Source organism: Alcaligenes sp. HNGD-HTN06 (assembly GCF_049932565.1).
Lineage (GTDB): Bacteria > Pseudomonadota > Gammaproteobacteria > Burkholderiales > Burkholderiaceae_B > Alcaligenes > Alcaligenes ammonioxydans.
Genome location: NZ_CP187782.1, coordinates 2,657,689 through 2,683,900 on the forward strand (window position 1 = coordinate 2,657,689; position 26,212 = coordinate 2,683,900).

The window sequence follows — 26,212 nt, forward strand, 5'->3', positions numbered from 1 at the left end:
AGCAGTCATGGAACGAATTATCGAATCAGCATTGGAAGCTGGCGCCGCATTGGGTCAGCCGGTCGCTATCAAGCCCACAGATGACACTTATGCAGTCGTGCCAAGTGGTTATGTCCTGACTCCGCTCGAAAAATACAAGCCAGAGCCTGACCGGAAGAGAGGCTTGATCGTCCTGGATGACGCGGAAAGCTTTATCCAATACTTCAACCTTCACGCCACCGAACAAAGCCAGATTTATGGAAAGGTGAACCCACCATCCTTTGTCGGTGTCATCAATGACCACGGCGTTACCAACGCTGGCTGGCGGGACCACATCGCTAAATACGACTGCCCCTTTACCGCAGAGTGGGTCGAGTGGAGCCGCAGCGACAAGAAGATCATGCAGCAGGCCGAGTTTGCAGAGTTCATCGAACGCAACCTTCCCGACATTGTTGAGCCAGTTGGCGCGGACATGCTTGAAATCTCACGGAGCCTACAGGCCAAGAAGAAGGTGAGCTTTGCTTCTGGTATCCGCCTTGCCAACGGTCAAACCGAATTGACGTATGAAGAAGATATTCAGGGGACAGCCGCCAAAGGCAAACTTCAAATCCCTGAGATTTTCAAAATTGGCATCAAGGTTATTGAGGGTGGTGAAGCGTACGCAGTCGAGTGCCGCCTGCGCTACCGGATCAATGAGGCCTCGTTGGTCATGTGGTATGAACTGGTCCGCCCCCACAAAGTCATCGAGGACGCAGTCGCTGATCTATGGTCAATGATTGTCGAGAAGACCGGCAGGGCTGTGCTGCGCGGACAAATATAAGCCGACAGACAGTGGGGGCTAGCAGCGAACAGCGAAAGCCCCCTCACAGAGGTCTTGATGACCTCCGAGCTGGCCAAGATGATCAGCGATCTGGTCGTGACGCTGGGTGGTGAGCGGTCATCATGAGCCGCGCCTACTGCAACAAACCCCTGCCCCGCCTTCGACACATCGAACCGGGGCAATTTTTTACCCTTCGCCATGACCCCACGCCTCGGATTCTGCTGCATAAATCCAAGCATCACGGTCATTTCAATAACGGATATGCATCCCTGTGCCATGAGCTGGAACGCTCTTGTGTGGTCTGGGGTGAGAACGGATGGGAGGCTGAACATGAGCCACGACTTTGATTGCCCGTACTGCGAAGCGCCCTTTGAGGTTTGCCACGATGACGGGCACGGTTACGAAGAAGGTGTTCTGCACCACGATCACTGCCGATCATGCGGAAAGAACTTCACCTTCACAACGTCCATCAGCTTCTATTTTGAACCCGAAAAGGCTGATTGCTTGAATGATGGCCAGCATATCTGGGAGCCAAGACGCACCTATCCGGTTGAGGCCACTCGCATGGAGTGCCAAACATGTGGCGAAGAGCGCCATCCAACGCCCGAGGAAATGGCCGCTGTTGTTGCTGCGCGCCAGGAGGACAGCAGGCCATGAATCACACACACGAGAGCCTGTGCGACCTGGCCGTAAAGTGGCTCAAACGCCCTCACTCCCAGAATGGCCATGGCTGCAGTGTGGCCGTAAGCGAGGCCCGCAGTGGCTGGGACGGAGAAATACCAGACGCCATCGGATTTCGCATTGCTACCCCGAACATTGGCAGCGTGGTGGTCGAGTGCAAAGTAAGCCGCTCCGACTTCATTGCTGACAAAACAAAGCCCCATCGAAAAGAAAGAGGCATGGGCCACTGGCGCTACTTCATGTGCCCCGAAGGGCTGATCGACATTGAAGACTTACCGGAAGGCTGGGGCTTGCTGTGGGTCAACCAACGCAGCCATATCAAGATCAGGTGCGGCGCGGCAACTGGCGTAACCCTGGGATATGGCGCCATGAAAGACATCTTCAGCGCTTGGCGGCAGAACGCCAACGAGGAGCGCGAGCGCTTTCTGCTGATCAAACTGCTGTCCCGAGTAGGTGATGCCGACCAAATGAACCGCTGGATACGCGAAGCCAATACAGAGCGACAACGGATTGCACGTATCGCAGACGACCGCGCCCGCCAGCTCCGAGAGCTGCAGGCCGAGCTAACAGCCATCCGATTGAAAGAATGGAGCACCACCCAATGAACACCCACCCACACAACCAGGCGCGGTCTACCCCGCAAGAAGCGTTCAACCTGGACCGCGCTGCGCAGGTCTACGGCACACGCGCGTTCATCCCGGTGACCTCGAAAGCCGCCCCCAATCCTAATTACCCCCAACTGAGGGAGAAAAAACGATGAGCCAACAGCCACTTTTCTGGTATCGCCCGCGCAGTGACGGTGGGTACGAAGGCCCACTACACAATGGCCAGATCGAGGATATACGCAAAGCATCCGGCGCTTGGGTACCTCTTTTCGCCGGTGCCGCCCCTGTGAACGCGGAGCCGAGCGACGACGAAATTATCGACATTGCAGTTGAGCCGCTGGGAATCGATTGCGATCGCATGCCCTACGGCGTTGTCGTTTTCGCCCGTGCGCTGCTGTCTCGCTATAGTTCCGCCCCCGTTGTAGCCCAGCCAGACGTCACACAACAAACGCTCGATGATGTGATGGCTGGTATCCCAGCAAGGGATGCAGAGATTGAAGCGCTGCGTAAGGAAATTGAAACCCTGCGGGCAGCCCTGGCGCAACCCGACCGTGACGCTGTGGACCTGGCCCGCGAGGGAATGGAGTTGCACTCAACTGGAGCGCCTGAATATATCGTGTGCGCAGAGCTTGTGAGACTCGCAGAATCGGCGCAGCTGGTTGACAGATCGACCGAAATGCAAAGAAATCTGGTTGACGAAACGCCAAATTTGCAAAGTCAGCAGCAACCTGTAAGCGGTGCTGGTGGGCTGGTGCGTCAGCTATGTGACGCATTAGAGCTGGCCCGAGATTGCCACGGCGTAATGCTGATGTCCGATCCGCCCCAGGAAATGTGGAAAGGGCGCGGGGTTGATCTGGTTATCAGTGAGGCTCTGGAAGCCGCAAAGGCTCAGCTATCCGGAAATCCCGGACAACTCGACCATTTACCTGACGCCACGAAAATGGACGAACCGTCCGGGAATGCCCGCCATCTTGCCGATAACACCCGCGTGGGAATCCTGGCCGATAGCTCGTACATAAACGGCCTGCGCACAGGCTACGTGCTCGGCCAGGCCGGAAACGAGGCCGAATATCAGAAAATCATCGGCGCAACCCGTGCGCAGATCAGCGAGGCACGCGCAGACAGCGAGGCCCAACCATCCGGAAATTCCGGAGAGTTGCCGGCCACTCAGACGCAAGGAATGACCCTGGGCCAGCGCATTGCCCACGTTGGAGGCCGTGAAAACGCACAAGGCTATGTCGAGTTCGGGTCTCCAATGGCAGTCCATGCGCTGATCCAGCATGTGCTACGCGATTTTCACCGGCAAGGCCGGGTAAACATCGCCCCCGCCCAGCAGGACGCTGGCAAGGCGGATGCTGGAATTGAAGCTGCTGCCAAAGCCTTAGCTGAATGCATGGATTACCCGTGGGAGCCTATGCCCGAACAGGGCCGGGATGCCATGCGTAAGCACGTTAAGACCATTATCGACGCAGCCCGTAAGGAGCAGGCATGAAACTCTTGTGCCGCCTCTTAGGGCATAAGCCCGACTCATGGTTCTACCTGCCGAGCCACCCCGAAATAGGCCCACCGTACTACGACGGAGTGATCCGTGCACACAGGGATTTACGGGTCCAGTGCCAGCGCTGCAACTACATGTACACATTGGGCAAGGTGATCGACCCACTCCTTTCTGGGCAGGCTGGGATGGATTTTTACGACCAACGACGCAAGGAGCAGGCCAGTGACCGCCACCCTCTTCGGCATTGAGTTCAATTACCTAGTGATGCTGAGCAAGTTTCCTGACGGCTTCCTGCCAGGCATTGGGTTCATGATGGCCGTCACTCTTGCCTACTTGCTGGCGCTCTGGTTCTCACGAAAATCTAAGTCCAAGCGCCGCAAGGTGCGTGTGAAGTTAATACGAATGGAGACGGTCAATGGCTAGCCTAAGTTACGAAGAGCGCAAACGCCTGCGCCGAGCTGCCGAGGATGCGAGAGATGCATGCAATCGGCACTTCGGGCCATTCGTTGATGTTGTAGCTCATCCGCTGAATATCCTCGCGCTGCTGGACATGGTAGACCCAGTCGATCAGCAACAAAGAACCCTGGCCAACATCGAGGCCTTTGTCGCCTGCGATGCGTCCGCTATCTCGTACCAAAGCCTGGGCCAGTACCGCACTGCCCTGCTGCGGATGCTGCGCCAGGCGCCGGCAGCCAAGGAGCCTGGCGCATGAGCATTTCTCCCGAGGCCGCTGAGGCCGGACGCAAGACTATCTGGGAGCTGTTCCTCAAATGGGTGGACAGCCTGCCCCTTTAATTCTTTGATCAGGAAAAAGACATGAACTACAGCTGTGAGAAACACAGTGAAGCCCAGATGCATCGAGGTCGAACCTGCGTAGCTTGCGAAATCGAGAGCCTGCAAAAGCAGATCACGGCAGCCCAGCTACTCAGTACCGCAATGTGGAATTGGATGAACAACCCAGAGAACACTGCAGTACGTAACACAGAGCTGGATACAGAGCAGTTCCGCCAGCGGTTCCTACGGGAGTTTCGACAGGCCCGCTAATGCAAGATCGAATTATGGAAGTCCTGGCCAAAACGGCCAAAGATTGGAATCTACCCGCCCCCGTGGCGGGTTTTTCATGGGAGGTCGCATGAATGAATCAGCGATTTCATTAAAGGAAGCAGCCGAGAGACTTGGCGTTTCATATCAAACGATTTGGCAGCGACGACACAAACTTGCCTTCCGGCTACCAGATAGCCGGATCTGGCGGGTCTGGCCATCTCAACTTGCAAAGATCACCCAACCGAATTACAACGTCACTCGGATAGCGTCGGTCGGTGACAGGAGAACACAATGTCAATCCGACAACGTCAAGGTATCTGGCACGTCGATTTCTATGCGCCGAGCGGAGAGAGAATTAGACACTCTACTGGCACAGCGGACAAAAAGGCCGCGCAGGAATACCACGACCGCCTGAAAGCCCAGCTCTGGCGACAACATAAACTTGGTGAACAAAAGCCTCGCTCATATAGCGAGGCAGCGTTGCGCTTTCTGTCAGCCCATGAGGACCAATCTGACTATGACTCGAAAGTCCGATACATAGCCTATTGGCGTCAGTACCTGGGGCATTTGACGGTAAGTGAAATAACGGCAGACCTCATATTTGACGGCCTGCCTACACACAAGACCTACAAGCATCAAGGAGCGCAGCCCCTTTCGCCTGCCACCAAGAATCGTTACTTGGCCACCATCCGCAGCATGCTCAACATGTGCGTTACCTGGGGCTGGATTCACCACGCACCGAAACTCCCGAACTTTGTGGAGCCAAAGAAGCGAATCCGATGGATTACGCGCCCAGAGGCAATGATGCTCATTAGCCGCATACCTCAACCATGGCTACAAGATGCATGCATACTTGGTTTTGCGACCGGCATGCGTGAAGCTGAATTGTATGGGATGGAATGGACTCAGGTGAACGAGCGGGCGCATACAGCTTGGGTCGGCAACGATCAAACGAAATCTGGCCGTGCCCGAAGTATCCCGCTTAACGATGATGCCCTGACAGTAATTCGTCGCAGGAAAGGCAGCCATCCGCGCTATGTACTGTCACGCAACGGCAAACAAATTCGTGGTGGTGATGACCGGATGTTTATCAGGGCATGCACTGAAGCTGGGATTGAAGACTTCCGCTTTCACGACATTCGTCACACTTGGGCCAGCTGGCACGTACAAGGCGGGACTCCGCTTATGGTGCTGAAAGAATTGGGAGGATGGGAGACCATTGAGATGGTGCAGAAGTATGCACACCTGGCCCCAAGTCACTTGGCAGCCCACGCGAGCACAGTCACGTTTTGGTCACAAGCGCAGGAAGAAGAAAAAGAAAACGGCAACAAGGATTGCGCCCTAGTTGCCGTAAACTATTGATCTTCAAAGAAGAAGTGGCGGACAGGGTGGGATTCGAACCCACGGTACGCTTGCACGTACGCCTGATTTCGAGTCAGGTACATTCGACCACTCTGCCACCTGTCCGCGATTGCTTATATGGTTACAAGCAAGCCCATAAATATAGATGAAAGAATGCGTTTTGACAAGCACTAACCGTGTAGAGTGCCTCGTTCCACGCGCACGGTCAGTCGGCGGAACCTGCCTCAGAACCCAAAGTATTCTTTTCGATCAAGGGTTTACCCTTTATTTTCGACTGTTTTGCTTGTTTGCTCTGGTAGGCGGGCCTATATTGGAATCACACATTGATGCATCGCAGCCCTGCCTTTTCTCCGGCAGTCCTTGTAATTCCAGTGCAAAACACTGGACTTGATAAAAGGAATTGTCATGCAAACCTTCCAATGGATTATTGATGCCAACGGCGATGGCCTGTACAGCCTGAATGAAATCCTCCAGACCTTGCGCTGGGCTTTCCGAATTCCAGGCAGTCTAGTAGTGGAGACATTGGGCTCTGTTCCATATCTGTCAGACGTACTTCGTATCCAGGCCTCGGAAGCGACGGGCTACGCCTCCTTGCGAGGTGGGCTGGTCAATATCCTATCGCTATTTTTCTGGGCCGGCCTGTGCCTCTGGTTTCTGGAGATCAACTCCAAGCCCCGTGCGGAACCCCCACAGCGTAAAACTCGCCTGACCCCGCATCTGCATAAACAGAGTGATTCCGCGCACGCTCAACAACTGCACGCGAACCACAATCGCCGCCCGGTCCGTCACCGTCAGGTTGAACGGCACACCTTCTGACCCGACTGCATGGCTCCCCTGTCCATCCGGACAGGGGAAATAGTTGTTAAGAAAGGTAAATCCTGAGCATAGCTCATACGAGTCATGTTGCTTTTGGAAGTGCTTTGGCAGGTTTGCCTAACGTTTGAGCCTGCAAATCCGGGCAACAATCGCTGCAGCTAGAGTCACGTGAGGTGCAGCATATGAAAAAACTACTGTTCGCCAGTTTGATGGCCCTGAGCACCAGCACCGCCTTTGCGGGCGGTGTGAATGTGGACATCAATGTTGGTATTCCCGGGATTGGTTATGGGCCCATCTTCTACCCACCCGCACGTGTTGTGGAGCGCCCGGTTTATGTCGCGCCCCCGCCAGTGGTTTACCATCCACCCCGTTACGTCTATCGTCCCGGCTACGTGGAGTATGGACGCGGCAGCAAAGAGTGGCGCAAAGAACAACGGCGGGCTCACAAACGCTGGCGCAAGCATCAGGAGCGCTACTGGGATGATGACTGACCCATCTGAACGGAGCCAAGCATAAAAAAGGGCTGAGGACCACAACGGTCATCAGCCCTTTCTCTTTTAAGACAGCCGCTTTACTGCGCAGGCACCAGACGTTCCAGACCACCCATGTAGGGGCGCAGAACCTTGGGCACAATCACGCTGCCATCTTCTTGCTGGTGATTTTCCAGCACCGCCACCAAGGCGCGTCCCACCGCCAGACCCGACCCGTTCAATGTGTGCACAAACTCGGGGCGAGCCTTGCTGTCAGCACGAAAACGCGCTTGCAAGCGACGAGCCTGGAAAGCTTCGCAGTTCGAGACCGAAGAAATCTCGCGGAACGTATCCTGTGCGGGCAACCACACCTCCAGATCATAGGTTTTGGCCGCCGAAAAGCCCATGTCGCCCGTACAGAGCTGCACCACACGGTAAGGCAGCTCCAGAGCCTGCAGCACGTGTTCAGCGTGGCCGACCATAGCCTCCAGCGCCTCGTAAGATTTTTCAGGGTGGACAATCTGCACCATTTCTACTTTGTCGAACTGGTGCTGACGAATCACACCGCGGGTGTCCCGGCCACCGCTACCGGCCTCCGAACGGAAGCAAGGCGAGTGAGCAGTCAGACGCATGGGCAACGCATCACCAGCCAGAATCTCGTCGCGCACCATGCCCGTCAAACTGATCTCGGAGGTGGAGATCAAGTACAGGTCTTCGGGCTTGGATTCGGCCGGATCGGCTGGCTCATTGTCCTGACCACCCTTGGTGACCCAGAACATATCATCCTTGAACTTGGGCAACTGGCCAGTACCGTACAAGGTGGAGGCGTTCACGATGTAGGGGGTATAGCATTCGGTGTAACCATGCTCTTGCACTTGCGTGTCCAGCATGAACTGAGCCAGCGCACGGTGCAAACGGGCCAGAGGGCCACGCAGGACCATGAAACGGGCACCCGCCAGCTTACGAGCCGACTCAAAATCCAGGCCCAGCTTTTCACCCAGATCCACGTGATCGCGCGGCTCAAAGGTGATGTGCGCGGGCTTGCCCTGTTCATCTTTAGGGCCGGGAATCCAACGGCGCACTTCGACGTTGTCTTCTTCGGACTCGCCCACCGGCACGCTTTCGTGCGGCAGGTTGGGAATTGTGGCGAACCAGGAGGACAGCTCGGCCTGTACTTGGGACAGATCCTGCTCCAGCTGCTTCAAACGCACCGGGATTTGCTGGGATTGAGCCAATGCCTCGCTAGCGTCTTCGCCCTTGGACTTGAGCTGGCCAATACGTTTGGCCAGTGCATTGCGCTCGGCCTGCAGAGTTTCTGTTTCCACCTGCACCGCTTTGCGGCGGGCTTCCAGCTGCTGGAAACGCTCGGTGTCAAATTGCACGCCACGTTTCGCCAAGCCCTGTACCAGCGGCTCCAAGTCTTTGCGTAATTGGTTCAGATCTAACATTTAATAGCCATATAGGTGATGGTTCAATCCCGATTGATGTGGTGATTTTAACCGCAAGCCACCACAAGCGCAGCACAGCGCACGCAGTAGCGGGATATCGGGAAATACGGGGGTGACAGGCCCAGCAAGCGCTCGTCCTGTCTTAAGTGTCTTTTTTACCGGCCTGCTCGTCCAGTTGACGCAGGCGTTCCATTTTTTCAGCAATCTTGATTTCTAGACCGCGAGGTACTGGCTGATACCAATGGGGGTCGGGAATGCCGTCCGGCAGGTAGGTCTCGCCCGCCGCGTAGGCATTGGGCTCGTCGTGAGCATAGCGATACGCATGACCGTGGCCCAGCTCTTTCATCAGCTTGGTCGGCGCGTTGCGCAAATGCACAGGTACTTCACGGCTCTTATCCTGCTTTACAAAGGCGCGAGCCTGGTTGTAGGCCTTATACCCCGCATTGCTCTTGGGAGCGATGGCCAGATAGATGACTGCCTGTCCCAGGGCCAGTTCGCCTTCGGGGCTACCCAGCCGCTCGAAGGTCAAGGCAGCATCGTTAGCAATTTGCATGGCGCGCGGATCGGCCAGACCGATATCCTCCCAAGCCATGCGAATGATACGACGCGACAAATAACGGGCATCCGCCCCGCCGTCCAGCATCCGAGTGAGCCAATACAAAGCCGCATCCGGGTTAGAACCACGCACCGATTTATGCAAAGCAGAAATCTGGTCATAGAAATTATCGCCCCCCTTGTCAAAGCGTCGGGAGTTCAAGGTCAAGGCGTTTTGCAAAAAGTCTGTGGTAACCAGCTCGGTGCCCGAGGTCTTGGCAGCTGTATTGGTCTGCTCGAGCAGGTTCAAAAAACGTCGCGCATCGCCGTCGGCATAGCCGATCAAGGTATCAACAGCTTGATCCTCAAACTCCAGACCCTCCAGCGCGTTTTGCTCCTGTACGCGGCGCAGCAGCCGTTTAAGTTCATCATCCGTCAGGGATTTAAGTACATAAACTTGCGCCCGCGACAGCAAGGCCGAATTGACCTCAAACGAGGGGTTTTCCGTCGTGGCACCAATAAAGGTCACCAAGCCGCTCTCGGCATAGGGAAGCAGTGCATCCTGCTGGGACTTGTTGAAGCGATGAATCTCGTCCACAAACAGGATGGTGTGCTTGCCCATGGTCAGGTTGTGCTGGGCTTGCTCCATGGCGGCACGAATATCCTTCACGCCCGAAAAAACGGCCGACAAGGCAATGAACTCGCACTCAAACGCACTGGCCGTCAAACGAGCCAAAGTGGTTTTACCAACACCCGGTGGCCCCCAGAAAATCATGGAGTGGGGTTTGCCAGACTGAAACGCCAAGCGCAAGGGCTTGCCCTCGCCCAGCAAATGGGACTGCCCTACTACTTGATCCAGTGTTTTGGGGCGCAGTGCTTCGGCCAAGGGTGCGGCGGGTTCCTGAGCGAACAAATCACGCATGGCGATCGCCCTTCCTAAAATGGCAAGACCTGGCCAAGCAGACCAGGTCTATATTGAAAACGTGTGGTACTAAAGCGAACGGCACGCTGGCTCTGACTGTCTTGGCACCAGAGCCACAACGCCTTAGGGCATGGACACCACATCCACGCCGGCGGGAGCTTTGAAAGTAAACGTGCTGGCGCTAATACGGGGGTTGGGTTCCAGAGCGGTGAAATCAATATAGGTGGTCTGCCCAAATGAGTCCTGCAACTCAAGACGACGAGGCTCACTGCCCTTGAAGCCAATATCCACATAGGAAAAGCCAGCATCAGTTTGCAAAGGCGTGGCTCGTATCCACTCCATCCCATCCCGCGACGCCTGCTCGACCAGTCGGAACGAATCTTCCAGATTGCCAGTACCAAACAATATAGCGGCAGGCGAAGCGCCAATAGACTGATCCACTCCACGCTCGGTGACCTGTGCCAGATCCGGGTCGTATTGATACAGTACCTTGCCGTCCGACACGATCAACTGCTCATAAGGGCGCTGCACATGCCACTTGAACTGGCCCGGACGCTGAAACACGAACTGCCCTGACTGCGGCGCACCTTTGGATTGGCCGTTGCTGTCTACGGTGCGCTGAGAGAACTCTCCCTTGGCGGCACGTACATCCTGCACAAAGGAGCGCAATTGCTCGCCGCCCGATGCGGCCAGGGTCAAGGCAGGTGTGGCAGCCAGCAACATGCTGGCCAACAATGTCTTAATCTTCATCTTTGGCACCTCCTGCGGGGACCAGAATTTCACGGTTACCATTGGGCTGCATGGCCGATACCAGCCCCGCCTGCTCCATTTGTTCCAGCAGCCGTGCTGCCCGGTTATAACCGATACGTAAATGACGCTGTACCGAGGAAATCGAAGCACGACGATTTTTGATAATGACCTGAACAGCCTGGTCGTACAAGGGATCGGCTTCCGCATCCGCCATGCCCGTTATGGGATTGACGCCCTCGCCCGACTCTCCTTCGATGGCGCCTTCCAGCAAACCTTCAATGTAATCGGGCTCACCATGTTCTTTCAGATGCTCGACCACCCGGTGAACCTCGTCATCGCTGACAAATGCACCGTGTACACGTTTGGGCAAACCGGTGCCAGGAGGCAGATACAGCATATCGCCCTGTCCAAGCAAGGTTTCCGCACCCATCTGATCCAAAATGGTGCGCGAGTCGATCTTGGAGGACACCTGAAAAGCGATACGGGTAGGAATATTCGCCTTAATCAGACCCGTAATCACATCCACACTAGGACGCTGTGTAGCCAGAATCAAGTGAATACCGGCCGCACGGGCCTTCTGAGCCAAACGGGCAATCAACTCTTCGATCTTCTTGCCTTGCACCATCATCAGGTCAGCCAGCTCGTCAATAATGACGACAATCATGGGCAGAACGGACAGTGGCTCGGGAGCATCCGGCGTCAAGGAGAAAGGATTGGGGATAGGCTCTTCACGCTTTTGCGCTTCGCGTATCTTGGCGTTGTAACCGGCCAGATTGCGCACGCCCAGCTTGCTCATCAAGCGGTAGCGTTTTTCCATCTCCGCCACACACCAGTTCAAGGCGTTGGACGCCAGACGCATATCCGTGACCACCGGCGCCAGCAAATGAGGAATCCCTTCATAGACACTCATTTCCAGCATCTTGGGATCGATCAGGATCAGGCGCACATCGGCCGGGTCTGCCTTGTACAGCAACGACAAAATCATGGCATTAATCCCGACAGACTTACCGGAGCCCGTCGTACCCGCCACCAGCAGGTGAGGCATTTTGGCCAAATCTGCCACCACAGGCTTGCCGGCAATATCCTTGCCCAACGCCATGGTCAGCAGGGATGCACTGCTGTGATAGGTCTGCGATCCGACGATTTCCTCCAGACGCACCATTTGACGACGAGGGTTGGGTAGCTCCAGCCCCATCAGGTTCTTACCGGGAATGGTTTCCACCACCCGGATGCTGACCAGACTCAAGGCGCGGGCCAGGTCTTTGGCCAGATTCACGATCTGGCTGCCCTTCACGCCCGTGGCTGGCTCGATCTCGTAGCGTGTAATAACCGGACCGGCCTGGGCAGCTACCACCGTTACTGCCACGCCAAAATCCGACAGCTTCTTTTCGATCAGCCGCGAAGTGAACTCAATGGTCTCTGGCGATACGGTCTCCACATTGTCAGCGGCCGGGTCCAATAAGGACAGTGGGGGTAAATCACTCACCTCACCCGCCTGACGGGGTGCCTTGAACAAGGTTTGCTGCTTTTCTTTCTCGACACGTTCGGATTTGGGCACGGCTACAAAAGCGGGCTCGATCCGAACAGGCTGCTCATGAACCAGTTGTTCCTGCTTGGCCACGACGCTTTCCGTACGCTCGGCACGTTTGACCTCGCCCACACGCCGATCCTGACGGGCCGACCAAAATGTCATGAGCCGGGCAATCGCCCCTTCAATCAAGCCGCCCAGACGTTCCGCCAGCGTCAACCAGGAAAAACCGAAGAACAAACTGGCCCCGCCGGCAAGCAGGCCCATCAGCACCAACGTAGCACCACCAAAGCCTATCGACGTTACCAACAGTTGCGATAATAATTGGCCCAACTGCCCGCCAGCGCCAGCCGGAAGCTGCCACTGCTGGCCTAGCTCTTTAAAAAAGAGTGATTCCAGGCCCATGCTGCCCAGAAACAGAAAGAAAAACCCGATACCCGTTTCCCATCGCACTCGGGGCAACACGTCCTCGTTCTTGGTGCTGGGCAAAAGTAACGCAGTCAACCGGTAAAAACCCACGGCAACGCGTTGCACCAGCAGCACAACCCAAAGCCAGGACGTCAGCCCGAAAAGAAACAATAGAAAATCGGCGATGTGGGCACCAAAGATGCCCCCGCCATTTTGTGTAAGGCCGGAATGCACAGAGTGCGACCAGCCGGGATCACCCGGGTCCCAGGTTGCCAGTACCAGACCTAGCCAGGCTGCCAGTGCAGCGAAGATGATCCACCGTGCTTCGCGCAGCAATCCTGTCAGGCGCTGCTGCAAGGCAGAGGGCCCATTGCGCACATTTTTGGATGACCGGGACGAACGAGGGGATGTTGCAGGTATTCTTGCCATGGACTCATTATAATTGGAGATCGTCTTTTTCGGATTTTCTGTGATGTCGACTACTAAGCACGCAAAAGTACTCATTCTGGGCTCAGGCCCGGCCGGCTATACCGCAGCGATCTACGCCGCCCGCGCCAACCTCAAGCCTGTCTTGGTCACTGGCATGGAGCAAGGTGGCCAACTGATGACCACCACGGATGTAGACAACTGGCCGGCCGATGCCCAGGGCGTCCAGGGACCTGATCTTATGGCACGTTTCCAGGCTCATGCAGAACGATTCGAAACAGAATTAATCTTTGACATGGTGTCCTCGGTCGATCTCTCCACCCGCCCCCTGACCCTGCACGGCGATAGTGGCACAGTCTACACCTGCGATGCGCTGATCATTGCGACAGGCGCATCGGCTCAGTACCTGGGCTTGCCAACAGAACAGGAGTTCATGGGCCGTGGTGTGTCCGGTTGCGCAACGTGTGACGGTTTCTTCTACAAGAATCAGGACGTGGCTGTGGTCGGAGGTGGTAACACGGCCGTTGAAGAGGCTCTGTACCTGTCCAATATCTGCAAAACCGTGACGCTGATTCACCGTCGCGATACCTTCCGCTCCGAACCCATCCTGACCGACAAGCTGATGGATCGCGTCCAGAACGGCAACATCCGTCTGAAACTGCACAGCGAACTGCAGGAAGTACTGGGTGATGCATCCGGCGTGACAGGTGCTCGCATCATCAACAATCAGACTCAAGCCACGGAAGACCTGGCAGTGACCGGCGTATTCATCGCCATTGGCCACAAGCCCAATACCGGTATCTTCGAAGGCAAGCTGGATATGCACGACGGCTACATCACTACGCGCAGTGGTCTGCAAGGCATGGCAACCATGACTTCCGTTCCGGGCGTATTTGCAGCGGGTGATGTACAAGACAATATCTATCGTCAGGCCATTACCAGTGCAGCCAGCGGTTGCATGGCCGCCCTGGACGCACAGCGCTGGTTGGATGAAAACCAATAAACCCAAAGCCGTGGGCCGTAGCCTGGCAGACCTGAAGAAGTTGCAAGGTCAGGTCCGCCAGGATCTCAATCCGCCTCCAGCCCCCGCCCGTCCTCAAGCCCGCAAGCGCCCGCGCCCGCCCGACCCGGGTGGCAAGCCAGCCCGACAAGCAGCCCTTGCCAGCACGGGAGTCCAAGATCCAGTTTCTTTACTGGACCCCAGCGACAGAGCCTGGCTGCGCCAGTCCCTGCGCGATGTGGCGCCCTTGAAAAAGCGTGGCCAACGCCTGATCGCCAATCGCCCCGCAGCCAGCCCGGAGCAATTGGAGCAGCGTCGCCGCCACGCAGTGGGCGCGCCCGCTTCTACCCCTGCCCTGCCGCAGGCCTCTGACCTGTATGTCAGCGCACAGGTTGAGAGCAATGATATCCGGCACCTGCGTGCGGGCTGTGGCCCCGATGTCTTGCGCGATCTGGAACGCAATCGTTGGCCCATCGAATCCAGTCTGGATTTGCATGGCTCGGATGTAGAGCAGGCCCGCGAACGACTGGACAATTTCTTGCGTTCCTGTCTGGAACATGGCCTGCGCTGTGTACGCATTGTCCATGGCACGGGCTATGGCTCGCGCAATGGGGAACCCGTTTTACGCCATGCGGTGCGTCGCTGGCTGACCCAATTGCCCGACGTTCTGGCCTATGTTGAATGTGCCCCCAATGAAGGGGGGCAGGGCGCTGTCAAACTCCTGCTGCAGGCTGTGACTGAGCCCGGCGTTTGATTGTCCTGCGTGGGATAGAGACGTAAAAAAGGCCAGCTTTCGCTGGCCTTTTTTTTGTTGTTGTTATGTTGTACTGCCTATTGCTTTTATAGTAGTGACCGTTTTGCTTCGGTCTTTATTGCCCAGCTTTGCGGGCTATGTCTCCTCACCTGCATGGAACGTATTGTGCCCCATTTATAAAAGTGTCACACTTAGGGAATGCACTGATACCCGCATGGTAAGAAAATATCAGCCACTACCTTCGGCGCTTCTTATTGGGTTGCCGGGCCCTGCCCCTTCACAGCCCGTTTCAAAAACACCTGCATTTCTTTCTCTGCCTGTTTGTCGCCCTGCTCCTGGGCAATCACCAGACCTTGCTCCAGAACGTGCTGCGCCTGCGTAAATTGCCCCAGGTTGACCAGTACCCGCCCCAACAACTTCCAGGCTGCGGTGTAACGCGGATTCATTTCTACGGCTTTAGAAAAATGCTCGCGAGCCGCCTCCAGATCGCCCTCGTCCATACATGCGTTACCCAGGCCAAAGCGCAGTAAAGCGTTATCCTTGCCAGCAACCAGCAATTTTTCCAGTCCTTCACGCATAATCCGTACCCTTGAAAACAAAGCAAGTCGTGGTTGCGCTGTCTTCGTACAAAACACAATAGCGACTCGCACAAGCCTAAATAGCTTGATAGCTCTTGAACGGTCCGGCCATCAAGCATTGAGCCTGGTTTTGTACCACGGAATATCAAAAGGCGGCCTCAGCAGGCCAGGCTCTGTAGGTCCATTCTCCGGCGAGTGCCGCCTTTAGGCCAGATCGCCTTGCAAAACCCCCTTGCTGACGACCTCACGCCCATCCAGACTCACGGTGCAATTGCGCATGGGGTAGTCAAAATGGCAATCAGAAAAACGGCCTGCAGCGGGATTCGCTCCGGTAGAGAAAAGGAAGTTACCGGCAAAGGCACGCAACTCGGTTCCGTTGGTATCGCGCTTGTCGTACATGGCCATGGAATCCCAGCGAGCCGCCGGTGCCATGCCCCAGCCCACATGACTGACGGCATAGGCATCCTTGTCGTTCCAGCTGGCGTAATAAGAACGGATCAAATCAGCGTCTACACCCTTGCCCTCAATCGCCACGACATAATCATTTTCGATACGCAGGGTCACGGCCGACTCCAGATAGCGCTTGAAGGTCAAGTTCACATCTCCGCTATCGAGCACCAACGTCCCATTCACACTACCATTGCTGGGGTAGCAAATGCACAGACCTGCCGGCCAGTATCCAAAACTGCCCGGCTTGTCGGCAATTCCGGCGCTGCCGCGTCCAATCACCCCCTCCAGGCTGACTGTCAGATCCGTGCCGGCCTCGGAGCTAATGTGCATGACACTCGCATCGGTAATCAGCTTGCCGCCAAGATCGCACTTGCCTTGCAGGTAAGGACTGGGTTTGACCCGCTCCAGAATCTCGGGGTGCTCGTCGCTAATCATCATGATGCGGGCCCCTTTGGCCAGCAGTGCGGCACGCTCGGGCGAATGCAGCAGCCCTTCTACGGTGCAGTCCACGATGAACTGGCTGCCTGCCAAAGCCTGGACTATCGGGTCCATGCCTTCCAGAGCCAAGGAAGTCCCAGTCGAGCGCAGGGCAATATTGCTTTTCAGTCGTGGCGAGACCAGTTTCACATGACAAACCCGCGCCCCCATTTGCGTCAGGGCCAACTCGGCCAGCTCGGCCAGCACAGAGCGCGATTGCGTCTCGGACAGCACGACTGCCATTTCGCCGGGCTGCACCTTGCACAGTCCAAACACTTCTACAAAATCAGCAATCCACTTGCCTTCAATATGCTCACGCAACATCTCACTACTCCTTGAAAATTCAAAAAAGGCGCTGCGCGGCTTTTTCAGCCGGGCGGCGCCTCTGCACATCAGTCGTGCAAATCCTTGCCCCTGGTTTCAGGCGAGGCAATCGTGGCCCACAAAGCCAGAACACACAGGCCGATCAAATACCAGTCAAAAACCTGCTTTTGATTGATCGAATGCAGCCAGGCTTGCAAATAGGGAGCAGTCCCGCCCGTCAAGGCACCGGCAACCGAATACGGCAGCCCCATGGCGACCGCACGGATGCGTGTCGGGAACTGCTCAGGAAAAAAAGCGGGCATGATGGCGGTAGGCGCCGAGATCAGAAGCATGCCGCCCATCATGAATACCACCAGACGCCAGATCTCGCCCTGTCCGCCGGTCAGCACCATCGTCAATGGAATGATGCTGATGATTGAACCGATGGAAAAAAAATACCAGTTCACCTTGCGACCGAAACGATCGGAGAACGCCCCCCAGAAGATCAGGCACAAGATCAAAAATATATTTGCTCCTACGCCCACCCACATCACCTTGGCAGCAGGCATGCCCAGGGAGGTGATGGCAAAGGTCGGCGCCATGATGGCCCAGACGTAATACAAGACGGTGCCGCCTGCCGACAAAGCGAATACACGCAAGCAGGCGCTGCGGTACTTCCAGACCTCGGCCCAGAACACGCGCGCGCCAGGGCGTGCCGTTTTGCCCGAGGCTTGTGCTGCAGCCTGACGGGCTTTGAACATGGGGGTTTCATCGAGCTTTCTGCGCAGATACAGCGCATACACTCCCAAGGCACCCCCCAATACAAAGGGAACACGCCATGCCCAGGCTCGAACGACCTCCTCCCCCAGCAGACTGGTCAGGCAGGCACTGAGCAAGACCGCGGCCAGCACGCCAATTGTGACAAACACAAAAACAGAGGACGACCACAGCCCGCGTTTATGAGCGGGCGCCATTTCCGTGACATAAGTGAAGGAAGAAACCACCTCACCACCATGACCAATCCCTTGTAACAAGCGCCCCATCAACAAGAACAAAGCGGCAATCGGCCCCACCATGTCATAGGTGGGCGCAATGCCGATCACCAGACTGCCCAACGCGGTAATCAACATGGACAAGGTCATGGTGAACCGTCGTCCCTTGCGGTCGGCCAGCCAGCCAAAAAAGATGCCTCCCACAGGACGCATGAAAAAACCAACGGCAAATACTGCCAGCGTGCCCAGCAATGCGGCCAGCGGGTCCTCGCTATGGAAAAACTGCTTGGCAAAATAGGCGGCAAAAATCGAATAAGCCGTCCAGTCATACCACTCCAGGGCGTTGCCCGCCCCAACCCCCAAAATAACGCGTCGACGCTGCGCGGCAGTCATGGGCTGCTCGCGCAAAGATGATGTAGGTGCGTCCAAGAGATGTCCCCTTCACTGTGATAGTTGTGCTTCTTGTTTTTTGTTGTTGATCCGGCGGCTTAGGCCACCAACTGCGTGAAACGAGAGCGATGGAAGATCAATGGCGAGACTTCGCGCTCGATCTGCACATCGTGGATAAGCAATTGCACGGCATCGTGGTCCCCAGCCGGATGCACTTGAAAAACACTGCAGTCAAACCAGACTGATGCCCCTTTTATATGGACGGCCCCCTCCTCGGTCAGCTCGACCTCGACATCGCTGAAGCGGCTGTCCTTATCCGGCCCGGCCAGCTGACGACAAATAGCCGCATGTTCAGCACTCAAAATGGATACCCCCAGACGCGAGGCGCGAGACAGCAGCGCCCAGGTCGAGGAACTTTTCTGCACAAAAAAGGCAGCCAAAGGCGGGGCTAGCGAGACCCCTACGGAAAAGCTGGACGCAACAATGACGTGCGGCTTGCCATCGAGCACGGCTGCAATGGCTGCAACCCCCGACGGAAAATGCCCGAAGGCTTCGCGTACCGCCCTGGCCCCCAACCCACTTATGCTTTCTTTCATGACGATGACCCTGCTCAGGCGTTAAAGAACCAGAACCCAATAGGTGAAGAGCGTTTCTAGCGCTCACCAACTTGAACTCAATTCTGTTTCGATCGTCATTTATTTGCAATAACAAATTTGCTTTTACCAGGGTTTGTTTATTGATTTTAGGTATTAACCCTATGAAAAAACGTCGTTTTAAAAGCTATAGACCTATACAATTTATATAAATTTTATTGCGTATTATCTTTCTCGATAATTTATTTGCAACAAGACAAGCTATTCTGCAAAGGACAATATGTACCTGCATATCGTTTTGATGGCGCCCCACGCCCCCATTAAGCCCGAACTGGCATCTACACTGGATCACGCTTTTATCCGCATACGGCAAGAGTGCCCAGGGATAGAACGCTTTGAGTGGGTGCCAAATCTGTCACGCAGCTCCGCACGCTACAGCCATGCTCTGCTATCGGTATTCCGCTCCCAGGAAGCGCTGGACGCTTATAGAGAAAGCGACGCTCATCAGGCCATGCTGGAGGCCATCACCCCGCACATTCAGGACATTGTGGTGCTCGATAGCGTGCTGGAGGAAAGCTTGCCCTAAAACGCCTGAGCGCCCGCTCAGGTACATAGCCCCCCCCTGCAAGTCCCAATCCGACAACGCTAGCGCCGCTGGGGTACGCACGGTAAAATGGCTCGCTGCAAACCTACTATCAAAAATGGGTAGCCATCCGCCCCACCACCGGAAAACAGAATGAAAGCAAGCATCGCGATTGATGAGTTCATCGCCAGCCGCGACCATGGCGAACACGAACAACTTGCCCCGCATCATTACATTCTGACGCTTTATGGTTTGTTCGCCCGCCCCGCCGGCATCACCATCCCCGTGGCCAGCGTCGTTCAGTTGCTGTCCGATCTGGGCGCAGAGCCCTCCAGCGTGCGCTCTGCCATCTCACGACTCAAGAAAAAAGGCGTGCTGATCAGCCAGCCGGCCGCCTCAGGAAAAGGCTATGCCTTGGCCGCCGAGCTTGAGCCTCACATGCAAGCGGGCGACGAACGGATTTTCTCCTCGCCCTCCATGAATATCCGCGACCCTTGGCTCCTGGTCTCTTTCTCCGTTCCCGAAAGTGAGCGTCAGAATCGCCACAAGATTCGAACGGGCCTGTCACGGATGGGGTTCGGCACGGTAAATGCTGGCTTGTATATAGGCCCGGCTCGCTTGCAGGCCGAAGCCGTGGAGTACATCCGCGAGCACCAACTGTGGCCTTATATTGAGCTGTTCACCTGTGAGCCTAGCGGCCTGAGCGATATTCAGGAAAAAATCTCCCGCTGGTGGAATTGGGACAAGCTGGCTAATGAGTACCAGTCTTTTTTGAACGCGTATCAGCACGAGGTTGAAGTCTGGCAAACCGCTTTGCGCCAAGGCACGGGCGACCCTCTGGAAGCCTTCCGCCTCTATATGCCCATGGTGACCCGCTGGCGCCGACTGCCCTTTCTGGACCCCGGCCTGGCACCCGAGCTGTTGCCAGACAACTGGGTAGGCAATTCGGCCCGCAAACTGTTTGGTGACTTGCATCGACTGCTGAGCCCCTTGAGCTCGCAACACGTGCAGCAGGCCATTCCAAACTGGAAGGCCCGCGGGACGGACTAAGTCCACTCCTTTCGTTACGCCCCTGCAAAGCGAGCGATGTCACCCATCAAGTCCTGGGCGACACGCTCAAACCGCTCCAGCGTCACCCCCTGCATCATGGGTGCATCCTGCCAGGCCTGGAAGTTGCCAAACTGGAACGGCAAATCAAAACAATGCCCGCTGAACACAGCCTCCAGCGGGCTTTGTTCCGTGAAGTCACTCCAAATCACAGAATGCCCCGCTGCCTTCAAACTGGCCGCATAGTGCGTGGGAAAACGCTGAAATTGCAACCATGACGAGGCTGCAACAACTTGTCGATACGGCGTCAGGCCCGACCCCGCTCCCTGATACATTCCATTTCGTAACAGAATGGCGGGCAAATCCCCCACAGGCCATTCACCCAACGCCTGATCAACCTGCTCTTGCGTCGCCTGCCGATGAAAAGGCACGTCAAAAAAGAACACCGAGGACTCTTGGGCAGTACAGCGCAGATACACCGCCTGTGCATGGCAGGCGTGCGCCGCCCAGTCAGGATTCCATAAATCCGGTGGCATCCCGGCACTGATCACAGGCAAGAATGCTGACGGAGCATGAGCCAAACGTGGTGGTTCTTTGTCCAAAGCCATCATGCCGTGCTGCATCACGATATCCACATCCGCGGTCAGCCACTGATCACCCAGGCTTTGTCGCACGCGTTCCGTGGTTTTTCTTTGCTGCTCGGGCGACCATGGCGTGCGCGTTCCCATGCTGAGCAAGGCCACACGATCAATCCAGCCTCGTGTGGACTCCAGCACGCTCAGCAAATGCGCGTACCAGCCACCCGCCGACTGCCCCATCAAGGTGATCCTGTCCGGATCGCCACCAAAGGCGTGGATGCGATCCTTCACCCATTGGAGCGCCAAGCGCAAATCGGCTGCCGGCAAGGGCAAGTCGTCCGCTTGTGCATCACCCAAGTGCCCCAAGGCACCGAGGCGATAATTCACATTGACCACCACCATGCCCTGCGCTGCCAGACGGGTGCCGTCATACCAGTCCAAAGAAGCGCCGCCACTCATCCAGGCACCGCCGTGGATAAAGAACAGCACGGGCAGACCTTGCGCTTGGGCAGGTGCCCACACATTCAGAAAATATGCGTCTTCAGATTGCGGATTGGCACTGCCTGCGCCCATGACCGCAGCAAGACGGCTAGGGCGCTGCGGAAAGACAGGCACCTGATCCAGCGATGTCGCTGCCATCCGCCCGATCGCCGCCTGCGCCGCTTCAAAACGGCGCGTGCCTTGGGCGTAACGCAGGCCATACCAGGCCTGCACTTTCACGCCATCGGCACGACAACGACGCGAGGGGTCATGGATCCGCAATGTCGCCGTCATGGCTTAAAGCTTGTTGGAAATATAAGGCGTACCGGTCATGCCGTTGCCGTGAAGCTCGTAGCCCATCGGTGCCGTAATCGAAGCATGGCGAGTGCCTGTATTGATATCGCGCCACATGCGGCCCAGCAGACTGTTTTCCGCAAAGGAGGCAGTGCCATGCAACCAGCACAGATTATTCACCGCATCCACCAGTTCATGCCCAGCATGACCGATCCCGGCGCGGTGGCGGGCACGCAGCGCCAAGGGCATGGGCACTATGCCAGAAGCAGCCGCATCAATCTGCGCTGCAGCGCGCTCCAACAATAAACGCGCGCTATCAATCTGAATACTGGCTGCCCCCAGGTTCTGAACGAACGCCCCTGAGTCCGACTGTTTCGTGTAATGGGTGTAGGTAATGCCACGCTTGCCACTGACGCCGCTGGTGAAATCCATCGCGGCCTGAGCCGCACCTAACGATGGCGCTTGAATGCAGGTCGACATGGTCAAATGCGGGGTCAAACGACGGCCAAATGTGGCCAGAGGGTCTTGCTCCTGTACATCCCCCATCAATTGCTGAAAGGTAATCAGTCGCTCTTTAGGCACCCACAGGTTTTCAGCCACCATCGTGTTGGAGCCCGAACCGCGCATACCGATGGTGTACCAGGTATCCTGAATTTCAAACTCATCACGACGCATTAACACAAAGCCCACGGTGGGCTCGGCCTGCTCGCTTTCTTTAATGAACAAAATCCCAAGCGCCCAGTCCGAGTGATTGCTGTTCGAGGCGAAGGGCCACTTGCCTGTGATACGCCAGCCTTCGCCGTCGGGCCTTGCTGTGCCTTGGGGCTGGGCAAAGATAGACGCAGCGCGGATGGGGCCATCCGCAAACACTTCATCCAGCATGGCATCGCTGAAACGATTGGCAAGCATCACCGAACCATTTGAAATCACCACACACCAGGCGGCCGCCGGATCGTAATAGCCCACCGCGCTGGCGCACTGTAACAGCATCTCGGCCCCACCCTCGTAACCACCGTAACGCTTCAAGGCTGAAATACGCCAGGCTCCGGTGGACTCCAAAGCTTGAACCGTCTCGTCTGACAACACGCGATTACGGTCAGCCTGAGGGGCCAACTCGCGTAGCAGCGGGCCGATGTCGTGGATACGTTCCAGAATCTCCTCTGTCTCCTGACGGGACGGGGCCTGCGTGACGATCGTCCGCTCACGCTCGACAAGCAATGGTGCTCCTGTGATAGCCATAACCGCTCCTTAGAATTATTTGATATTTCAAATTTATAGCCATCGTTAAATAATCGCAATATCAATTGCCAGAAAAATATACAAAACCCCTTGTTTTATTGGGTTTATAGGGGTATTTACCTAGTAAAAATTACAATTCATCCGCCGTTTAAATTGCATAAAACTAACGATCAAAAATAGTTTGAGCACAAAAGCAGAAATAAAAAAGGCGCAGAACAGCCTGCCAAAGCATGGGGCGAAAAAAAAAAACCGCCGACCCGAAGGTCGGCGGTTTGTCATGTAGAAAACTGGCTTAAAAGCCTGTTTTCATTACATGTTTTCGATCATCACGTCACCGAAGCCGGAGCAGGACACTTGGGTCGCACCTTCCATCAGACGGGCAAAGTCATACGTAACTTTGCGCGAGGTGATGGATTTTTCCATGCTGGAGATGATCAGATCAGCAGCTTCTGTCCAACCCATGTGACGCAGCATCATTTCAGCAGACAGGATCAGCGAACCTGGGTTCACGTAGTCTTTGCCAGCGTACTTGGGAGCCGTACCGTGGGTAGCTTCGAACATGGCTACGGAGTCGGACAGGTTGGCGCCAGGAGCGATACCAATACCACCCACTTGTGCAGCCAACGCGTCGGAGATGTAGTCGCCGTTCAGATTCAGTGTGGCGATAACGTCGTACTCGGCAGGGCGCAGCAGAATCTGTTGCAAGAAGGCGTCAGCAATCGAATCCTTGACGATGATCTCACGACCGGTCTTGGGATTCTTGAATTTGCACCATGGGCCGCCGTCGATCAGCTCGGCGCCGAATTCTTTTTGAGCCAGTTCGTAAGCCCAATCACGGAAGCCACCTTCGGTGAACTTCATGATGTTGCCCTTGTGAACGATCGTCACGGAAGAGCGATCATTGTCGATGGCGTACTGGATGGCCTTGCGCACCAGGCGCTCGGTACCCTCGCGGGACACGGGCTTGACACCAATGCCGGAGGTATTGGGGAAGCGAATCTTGTTCACGCCCAGGGTGTTTTGCAGGAAGTCGATCAGCTTCTTGGCGTTTTCGGACTCGGCAGCAAACTCGATACCAGCGTAAATGTCTTCGGAGTTTTCGCGGAAAATGACCATTTCGGTCTTTTCTGGCTCACGCACAGGCGAAGGAACGCCCTTGAAGTAGCGCACAGGGCGCAGGCAGACGTACAGGTCCAGTTGTTGACGCAGGGCCACGTTCAAGGAACGGATGCCACCGCCAACGGGAGTGGTCAGAGGGCCTTTGATGGAAACAACGTAGTCTTTAACGGCATCCAGGGTTTCTTCTGGCAGCCACACGTCGGAACCGTATACCTTGGTGGATTTCTCGCCGGCGTACACTTCCATCCATTCGATCTTGCGCTTGCCACCGTAAGCTTTGGCAACGGCAGCATCGACCACTTTGATCATGACTGGCGAAATATCCACACCCGTACCATCACCCTCGATGTAAGGAATAATGGGTTGATCGGGAACATTCAGGGAAAAATCCGCGTTAACTGTAATTTTCTGCCCCGACGCGGGGATCTTGATATGCTGATAGGACATGGATGCTCCAGTTGTGCTCCAATATTAGGGATAGCTAAACACGGAACGCTTTCGCGTTTCCGAAGTCTTATATAAGAGTTTAACTTAATTCGCGCGTATTCAGGCACCTGTAAACTCAAAGCTTGCCAAAAATGCTTGCATTCTTGACAACTTATCAATTCTACACGGCCCCGTTTGCCGCTTGTATGGGCCTATCGCCTACACAACTGGACGCCACTGACGCAGCATCCGTACCGATTTCCTGACCCTTTTTTCTTGATTCCACCATGTTCAACCCCTCTCGCGAACAGGTTCGCCAATTTTTCATCGAAGCCTGGGATAAGCACCAGAGCGGTCATCTGTTGACGGCTCTGGAGACCATGGCGGTGGATCTGGTGCAACAGCACCCCGAATACCACGAAGATTTGCGCAACGCCGATGCCCTCAACCAGGACTACTCGGTCGAGCAAGGACGCAGCAACCCCTTCTTGCATCTGTCCATGCATCTGGCCATTAATGAGCAGCTATCCATTGATCAGCCACCCGGCATCAAAAACGCCTACCAGCGCCTATTGGCCACGCACGACCCACATGCCGCAGCCCATGTCATCATGGAAGCGCTGGGCGAAGTCATCTGGGAGGCACAACGGCTGGGCACACCGCTGAACAACGAACGCTACATCGAACTCATCTTGCGCCACAGCACGCGCGATTAACATCGCCACGCCTTTGCGCCGGGTAATGCTTACTTGCGGGTGCTCAAGGGACCAGGCTGGCGCGAGAGCCAGACTGACACGCTGTCAATGTCGGCCTGACTCATGGTGTTGGCCATGGCGCCCATGACGGCATTTTTGCGAATGTTAGAGCTGGCCGGCGCCCCCTTTTGTCCACGCTGATAAGCCATCAAGGCCTGACGCAGGTAATCTGCATGCTGACCGGCCAACACAGGGTATTCAGGGTTCAAGGGGGTTTTCGCGTCCTCTCCGTGACAGGATGCGCAATTGAGTCTCTTCCAGGCTTGCCCACCTGCCGTAACCAGATCGTCGGCCGCCATGGCTTGAGCGCCCGCACCGGCCATCAATCCCACCAGCACCAGCACGACTGCTTTTTTCATATCCACCTCCCCGTCCTTAAGGTTTGATGGCCGCGTAGTACGCGGCAATATCGGCCATATCCTGCTCTGACAAACTCTGGGCAATGGCCTGCATGGTGGGGAAGGTTCGGACACCACTGGCGTACTCTTTAAGCGCTGCTTCGATGTACGCGGCTCCTTGCCCGGCAATCATGGGGACGTGATAGACCTCGGGAAAGCTGGCCTTGTAACCGGGCAAGCCATGACAGCCTATACACATGGAAATCTTGTCGCGCGCCGCCTCGGGATCGGCCTTGATCGGCGCGGAATCCTGCGCCTTGGCTGCCCAGGGCAGACAGGCGCTTGAGGCCAGAAGAAAGAAAGAGACATACCGCTTCATTTGCAACTTCATCATCGCTATTCGCTTTGTTGTGGAGTTGAAAACGGTCTGGGTCAGGCTCTGCGTCCATTGCAGCAAAAGGTGAAACAACGCGACACCTGGCTCTGTGATGCTGACCGACGAGTACTGAGTCGATTGTATGATAA

The 26,212-nt window shown here is 55.9% G+C and carries 29 protein-coding genes and 1 tRNA gene; 16 read left to right on the forward strand and 14 right to left on the reverse strand.

Features of this window, described 5'->3' with window-relative positions; all coding sequences use genetic code 11:
• Positions 1–7: 7 nt before the first annotated feature.
• From ACOZ42_RS12190 to ACOZ42_RS12230, 9 genes are all read left to right on the forward strand, one after another.
• Positions 8–799 carry a DUF2303 family protein gene (locus ACOZ42_RS12190; protein WP_426345203.1) on the forward strand — a complete coding sequence of 264 codons (792 nt, stop codon included), beginning with the start codon at positions 8–10 and terminating at the stop codon, positions 797–799.
• Between the two features lie 330 nt (positions 800–1,129).
• Positions 1,130–1,456, forward strand: coding sequence for a hypothetical protein (locus tag ACOZ42_RS12195; RefSeq protein WP_426345204.1), 327 nt, complete (start codon positions 1,130–1,132; stop codon positions 1,454–1,456).
• Positions 1,453–2,085: an adenylosuccinate synthase gene (locus ACOZ42_RS12200; RefSeq protein WP_426345205.1), complete on the forward strand. Its 633-nt coding sequence runs from the start codon at positions 1,453–1,455 to the stop codon at positions 2,083–2,085. Before ACOZ42_RS12195 ends, ACOZ42_RS12200 begins: the two co-directional genes overlap by 4 nt.
• Entirely contained in the window at positions 2,082–2,240 is a 159-nt protein-coding gene (locus ACOZ42_RS12205; RefSeq protein ID WP_426345206.1) for a hypothetical protein, read from the forward strand. Before ACOZ42_RS12200 ends, ACOZ42_RS12205 begins: the two co-directional genes overlap by 4 nt.
• Entirely contained in the window at positions 2,237–3,577 is a 1,341-nt protein-coding gene (locus ACOZ42_RS12210; protein WP_426345207.1) for a hypothetical protein, read from the forward strand. The genes ACOZ42_RS12205 and ACOZ42_RS12210 overlap by 4 nt, the downstream gene beginning before the upstream one ends.
• Positions 3,578–3,805: 228 nt before the next feature.
• Entirely contained in the window at positions 3,806–4,006 is a 201-nt protein-coding gene (locus tag ACOZ42_RS12215; RefSeq protein WP_426345208.1) for a hypothetical protein, read from the forward strand.
• Positions 3,999–4,295: a hypothetical protein gene (locus ACOZ42_RS12220; protein WP_336579357.1), complete on the forward strand. Its 297-nt coding sequence runs from the start codon at positions 3,999–4,001 to the stop codon at positions 4,293–4,295. The genes ACOZ42_RS12215 and ACOZ42_RS12220 overlap by 8 nt, the downstream gene beginning before the upstream one ends.
• 104 nt (positions 4,296–4,399) lie before the next feature.
• A complete protein-coding gene (locus ACOZ42_RS12225; RefSeq protein ID WP_426345209.1) occupies positions 4,400–4,627 on the forward strand; it encodes a hypothetical protein in 228 nt (75 codons plus the stop codon).
• Between the two features lie 291 nt (positions 4,628–4,918).
• Positions 4,919–5,989, forward strand: a complete 1,071-nt coding sequence (locus ACOZ42_RS12230) for a tyrosine-type recombinase/integrase (RefSeq protein WP_240209370.1) — start codon at positions 4,919–4,921, stop codon at positions 5,987–5,989.
• A gap of 15 nt (positions 5,990–6,004) precedes the next feature.
• Here ACOZ42_RS12230 and ACOZ42_RS12235 read toward each other — a convergent pair.
• A tRNA-Ser gene (locus tag ACOZ42_RS12235) sits at positions 6,005–6,094 on the reverse strand.
• Positions 6,095–6,394: 300 nt separating this feature from the next.
• Between ACOZ42_RS12235 and ACOZ42_RS12240 the strand changes: the two genes are divergently transcribed.
• Both ACOZ42_RS12240 and ACOZ42_RS12245 read left to right on the forward strand, forming a co-directional pair.
• Complete coding sequence (locus ACOZ42_RS12240; protein WP_003801086.1) at positions 6,395–6,805, forward strand: hypothetical protein; 411 nt, start codon at positions 6,395–6,397, stop codon at positions 6,803–6,805.
• A gap of 182 nt (positions 6,806–6,987) precedes the next feature.
• On the forward strand, positions 6,988–7,296 hold the full coding sequence (locus ACOZ42_RS12245; protein ID WP_003801088.1) for a hypothetical protein: 309 nt from the start codon (positions 6,988–6,990) through the stop codon (positions 7,294–7,296).
• A gap of 80 nt (positions 7,297–7,376) precedes the next feature.
• Here the strand turns inward: ACOZ42_RS12245 and serS are convergent, their stop codons facing one another.
• The 4 genes from serS to ACOZ42_RS12265 all read right to left on the reverse strand — a co-directional run bounded on the left by serS (position 7,377) and on the right by ACOZ42_RS12265 (position 13,294).
• A complete protein-coding gene (serS, locus tag ACOZ42_RS12250) occupies positions 7,377–8,723 on the reverse strand; it encodes a serine--tRNA ligase (RefSeq protein ID WP_003801090.1) in 1,347 nt (448 codons plus the stop codon).
• A gap of 142 nt (positions 8,724–8,865) precedes the next feature.
• Positions 8,866–10,179, reverse strand: coding sequence for a replication-associated recombination protein A (locus ACOZ42_RS12255; protein WP_003801092.1), 1,314 nt, complete (start codon positions 10,177–10,179; stop codon positions 8,866–8,868).
• 123 nt (positions 10,180–10,302) lie between these two features.
• Positions 10,303–10,929, reverse strand: coding sequence for an outer membrane lipoprotein chaperone LolA (gene lolA / locus ACOZ42_RS12260; protein ID WP_003801094.1), 627 nt, complete (start codon positions 10,927–10,929; stop codon positions 10,303–10,305).
• Entirely contained in the window at positions 10,919–13,294 is a 2,376-nt protein-coding gene (locus ACOZ42_RS12265) for a DNA translocase FtsK (protein WP_039943203.1), read from the reverse strand. Before ACOZ42_RS12265 ends, lolA begins: the two co-directional genes overlap by 11 nt.
• A 43-nt stretch (positions 13,295–13,337) precedes the next feature.
• Here ACOZ42_RS12265 and trxB point away from each other — a divergent pair, with 43 nt between their 5' ends.
• The gene (trxB, locus tag ACOZ42_RS12270; RefSeq protein WP_003801097.1) at positions 13,338–14,294 is read left to right on the forward strand and encodes a thioredoxin-disulfide reductase; all 957 of its coding nucleotides are present in this window, start codon (positions 13,338–13,340) and stop codon (positions 14,292–14,294) included.
• On the forward strand, positions 14,281–15,045 hold the full coding sequence (locus ACOZ42_RS12275) for a Smr/MutS family protein (RefSeq protein ID WP_003801100.1): 765 nt from the start codon (positions 14,281–14,283) through the stop codon (positions 15,043–15,045). The genes trxB and ACOZ42_RS12275 overlap by 14 nt, the downstream gene beginning before the upstream one ends.
• A 251-nt stretch (positions 15,046–15,296) precedes the next feature.
• Here ACOZ42_RS12275 and ACOZ42_RS12280 read toward each other — a convergent pair whose 3' ends face one another.
• The 4 genes from ACOZ42_RS12280 to ACOZ42_RS12295 all read right to left on the reverse strand — a co-directional run bounded on the left by ACOZ42_RS12280 (position 15,297) and on the right by ACOZ42_RS12295 (position 18,831).
• On the reverse strand, positions 15,297–15,623 hold the full coding sequence (locus ACOZ42_RS12280) for a tetratricopeptide repeat protein (RefSeq protein ID WP_240209373.1): 327 nt from the start codon (positions 15,621–15,623) through the stop codon (positions 15,297–15,299).
• A 204-nt stretch (positions 15,624–15,827) separates the two neighbouring features.
• A complete protein-coding gene (locus tag ACOZ42_RS12285; RefSeq protein ID WP_131070794.1) occupies positions 15,828–16,874 on the reverse strand; it encodes a peptidase M29 in 1,047 nt (348 codons plus the stop codon).
• Between the two features lie 68 nt (positions 16,875–16,942).
• The gene (locus tag ACOZ42_RS12290) at positions 16,943–18,274 is read right to left on the reverse strand and encodes an MFS transporter (protein ID WP_426345210.1); all 1,332 of its coding nucleotides are present in this window, start codon (positions 18,272–18,274) and stop codon (positions 16,943–16,945) included.
• Between the two features lie 59 nt (positions 18,275–18,333).
• Complete coding sequence (locus tag ACOZ42_RS12295; RefSeq protein WP_003801104.1) at positions 18,334–18,831, reverse strand: flavin reductase family protein; 498 nt, start codon at positions 18,829–18,831, stop codon at positions 18,334–18,336.
• Positions 18,832–19,108: 277 nt separating this feature from the next.
• Here ACOZ42_RS12295 and ACOZ42_RS12300 point away from each other — a divergent pair, with 277 nt between their 5' ends.
• Positions 19,109–19,414, forward strand: a complete 306-nt coding sequence (locus ACOZ42_RS12300; RefSeq protein ID WP_003801105.1) for a Dabb family protein — start codon at positions 19,109–19,111, stop codon at positions 19,412–19,414.
• 150 nt (positions 19,415–19,564) lie between these two features.
• Complete coding sequence (locus ACOZ42_RS12305) at positions 19,565–20,461, forward strand: PaaX family transcriptional regulator C-terminal domain-containing protein (protein ID WP_426345211.1); 897 nt, start codon at positions 19,565–19,567, stop codon at positions 20,459–20,461.
• 14 nt (positions 20,462–20,475) lie between these two features.
• Here the strand turns inward: ACOZ42_RS12305 and ACOZ42_RS12310 are convergent, their stop codons facing one another.
• The 3 genes from ACOZ42_RS12310 to icd all read right to left on the reverse strand — a co-directional run bounded on the left by ACOZ42_RS12310 (position 20,476) and on the right by icd (position 24,615).
• Positions 20,476–21,810 carry a carboxylesterase family protein gene (locus ACOZ42_RS12310; protein ID WP_426345212.1) on the reverse strand — a complete coding sequence of 445 codons (1,335 nt, stop codon included), beginning with the start codon at positions 21,808–21,810 and terminating at the stop codon, positions 20,476–20,478.
• Positions 21,811–21,813: 3 nt separating this feature from the next.
• Positions 21,814–23,049, reverse strand: a complete 1,236-nt coding sequence (locus ACOZ42_RS12315) for an acyl-Coa dehydrogenase type 2 domain-containing protein (RefSeq protein ID WP_003801110.1) — start codon at positions 23,047–23,049, stop codon at positions 21,814–21,816.
• Between the two features lie 309 nt (positions 23,050–23,358).
• The gene (gene icd / locus ACOZ42_RS12320; RefSeq protein WP_003801112.1) at positions 23,359–24,615 is read right to left on the reverse strand and encodes an NADP-dependent isocitrate dehydrogenase; all 1,257 of its coding nucleotides are present in this window, start codon (positions 24,613–24,615) and stop codon (positions 23,359–23,361) included.
• 266 nt (positions 24,616–24,881) lie between these two features.
• Here icd and ACOZ42_RS12325 point away from each other — a divergent pair, with 266 nt between their 5' ends.
• Positions 24,882–25,310, forward strand: coding sequence for a DUF1841 family protein (locus ACOZ42_RS12325; RefSeq protein WP_426345213.1), 429 nt, complete (start codon positions 24,882–24,884; stop codon positions 25,308–25,310).
• Between the two features lie 29 nt (positions 25,311–25,339).
• On the opposite strand, the gene ACOZ42_RS12330 is transcribed toward ACOZ42_RS12325, so the two are convergent.
• Together ACOZ42_RS12330 and ACOZ42_RS12335 are read right to left on the reverse strand one after the other, a co-directional pair.
• Positions 25,340–25,708, reverse strand: a complete 369-nt coding sequence (locus ACOZ42_RS12330) for a c-type cytochrome (RefSeq protein ID WP_003801116.1) — start codon at positions 25,706–25,708, stop codon at positions 25,340–25,342.
• A 16-nt stretch (positions 25,709–25,724) separates the two neighbouring features.
• Positions 25,725–26,066 (reverse strand): c-type cytochrome, encoded by a 342-nt coding sequence (locus tag ACOZ42_RS12335; RefSeq protein WP_426345850.1) that lies wholly within the window; start codon positions 26,064–26,066, stop codon positions 25,725–25,727.
• Positions 26,067–26,212 lie beyond the last annotated feature (146 nt).

Coding starts and splice junctions, on each gene's coding strand:
- ACOZ42_RS12190 (WP_426345203.1), top strand. CDS start 8: ATGGAACGAATTATCGAATCAGCATTGGAAGCTGGCGCCGCATTGGGT.
- ACOZ42_RS12195 (WP_426345204.1), top strand. CDS start 1,130: ATGAGCCACGACTTTGATTGCCCGTACTGCGAAGCGCCCTTTGAGGTT.
- ACOZ42_RS12200 (WP_426345205.1), top strand. CDS start 1,453: ATGAATCACACACACGAGAGCCTGTGCGACCTGGCCGTAAAGTGGCTC.
- ACOZ42_RS12205 (WP_426345206.1), top strand. CDS start 2,082: ATGAACACCCACCCACACAACCAGGCGCGGTCTACCCCGCAAGAAGCG.
- ACOZ42_RS12210 (WP_426345207.1), top strand. CDS start 2,237: ATGAGCCAACAGCCACTTTTCTGGTATCGCCCGCGCAGTGACGGTGGG.
- ACOZ42_RS12220 (WP_336579357.1), top strand. CDS start 3,999: ATGGCTAGCCTAAGTTACGAAGAGCGCAAACGCCTGCGCCGAGCTGCC.
- ACOZ42_RS12225 (WP_426345209.1), top strand. CDS start 4,400: ATGAACTACAGCTGTGAGAAACACAGTGAAGCCCAGATGCATCGAGGT.
- ACOZ42_RS12230 (WP_240209370.1), top strand. CDS start 4,919: ATGTCAATCCGACAACGTCAAGGTATCTGGCACGTCGATTTCTATGCG.
- ACOZ42_RS12240 (WP_003801086.1), top strand. CDS start 6,395: ATGCAAACCTTCCAATGGATTATTGATGCCAACGGCGATGGCCTGTAC.
- ACOZ42_RS12245 (WP_003801088.1), top strand. CDS start 6,988: ATGAAAAAACTACTGTTCGCCAGTTTGATGGCCCTGAGCACCAGCACC.
- serS (WP_003801090.1), bottom strand. CDS start 8,723: ATGTTAGATCTGAACCAATTACGCAAAGACTTGGAGCCGCTGGTACAG.
- ACOZ42_RS12255 (WP_003801092.1), bottom strand. CDS start 10,179: ATGCGTGATTTGTTCGCTCAGGAACCCGCCGCACCCTTGGCCGAAGCA.
- lolA (WP_003801094.1), bottom strand. CDS start 10,929: ATGAAGATTAAGACATTGTTGGCCAGCATGTTGCTGGCTGCCACACCT.
- ACOZ42_RS12265 (WP_039943203.1), bottom strand. CDS start 13,294: ATGGCAAGAATACCTGCAACATCCCCTCGTTCGTCCCGGTCATCCAAA.
- trxB (WP_003801097.1), top strand. CDS start 13,338: ATGTCGACTACTAAGCACGCAAAAGTACTCATTCTGGGCTCAGGCCCG.
- ACOZ42_RS12275 (WP_003801100.1), top strand. CDS start 14,281: ATGAAAACCAATAAACCCAAAGCCGTGGGCCGTAGCCTGGCAGACCTG.
- ACOZ42_RS12280 (WP_240209373.1), bottom strand. CDS start 15,623: ATGCGTGAAGGACTGGAAAAATTGCTGGTTGCTGGCAAGGATAACGCT.
- ACOZ42_RS12285 (WP_131070794.1), bottom strand. CDS start 16,874: ATGTTGCGTGAGCATATTGAAGGCAAGTGGATTGCTGATTTTGTAGAA.
- ACOZ42_RS12295 (WP_003801104.1), bottom strand. CDS start 18,831: ATGAAAGAAAGCATAAGTGGGTTGGGGGCCAGGGCGGTACGCGAAGCC.
- ACOZ42_RS12300 (WP_003801105.1), top strand. CDS start 19,109: ATGTACCTGCATATCGTTTTGATGGCGCCCCACGCCCCCATTAAGCCC.
- ACOZ42_RS12305 (WP_426345211.1), top strand. CDS start 19,565: ATGAAAGCAAGCATCGCGATTGATGAGTTCATCGCCAGCCGCGACCAT.
- ACOZ42_RS12310 (WP_426345212.1), bottom strand. CDS start 21,810: ATGACGGCGACATTGCGGATCCATGACCCCTCGCGTCGTTGTCGTGCC.
- ACOZ42_RS12315 (WP_003801110.1), bottom strand. CDS start 23,049: ATGGCTATCACAGGAGCACCATTGCTTGTCGAGCGTGAGCGGACGATC.
- icd (WP_003801112.1), bottom strand. CDS start 24,615: ATGTCCTATCAGCATATCAAGATCCCCGCGTCGGGGCAGAAAATTACA.
- ACOZ42_RS12325 (WP_426345213.1), top strand. CDS start 24,882: ATGTTCAACCCCTCTCGCGAACAGGTTCGCCAATTTTTCATCGAAGCC.
- ACOZ42_RS12330 (WP_003801116.1), bottom strand. CDS start 25,708: ATGAAAAAAGCAGTCGTGCTGGTGCTGGTGGGATTGATGGCCGGTGCG.
- ACOZ42_RS12335 (WP_426345850.1), bottom strand. CDS start 26,066: ATGAAGCGGTATGTCTCTTTCTTTCTTCTGGCCTCAAGCGCCTGTCTG.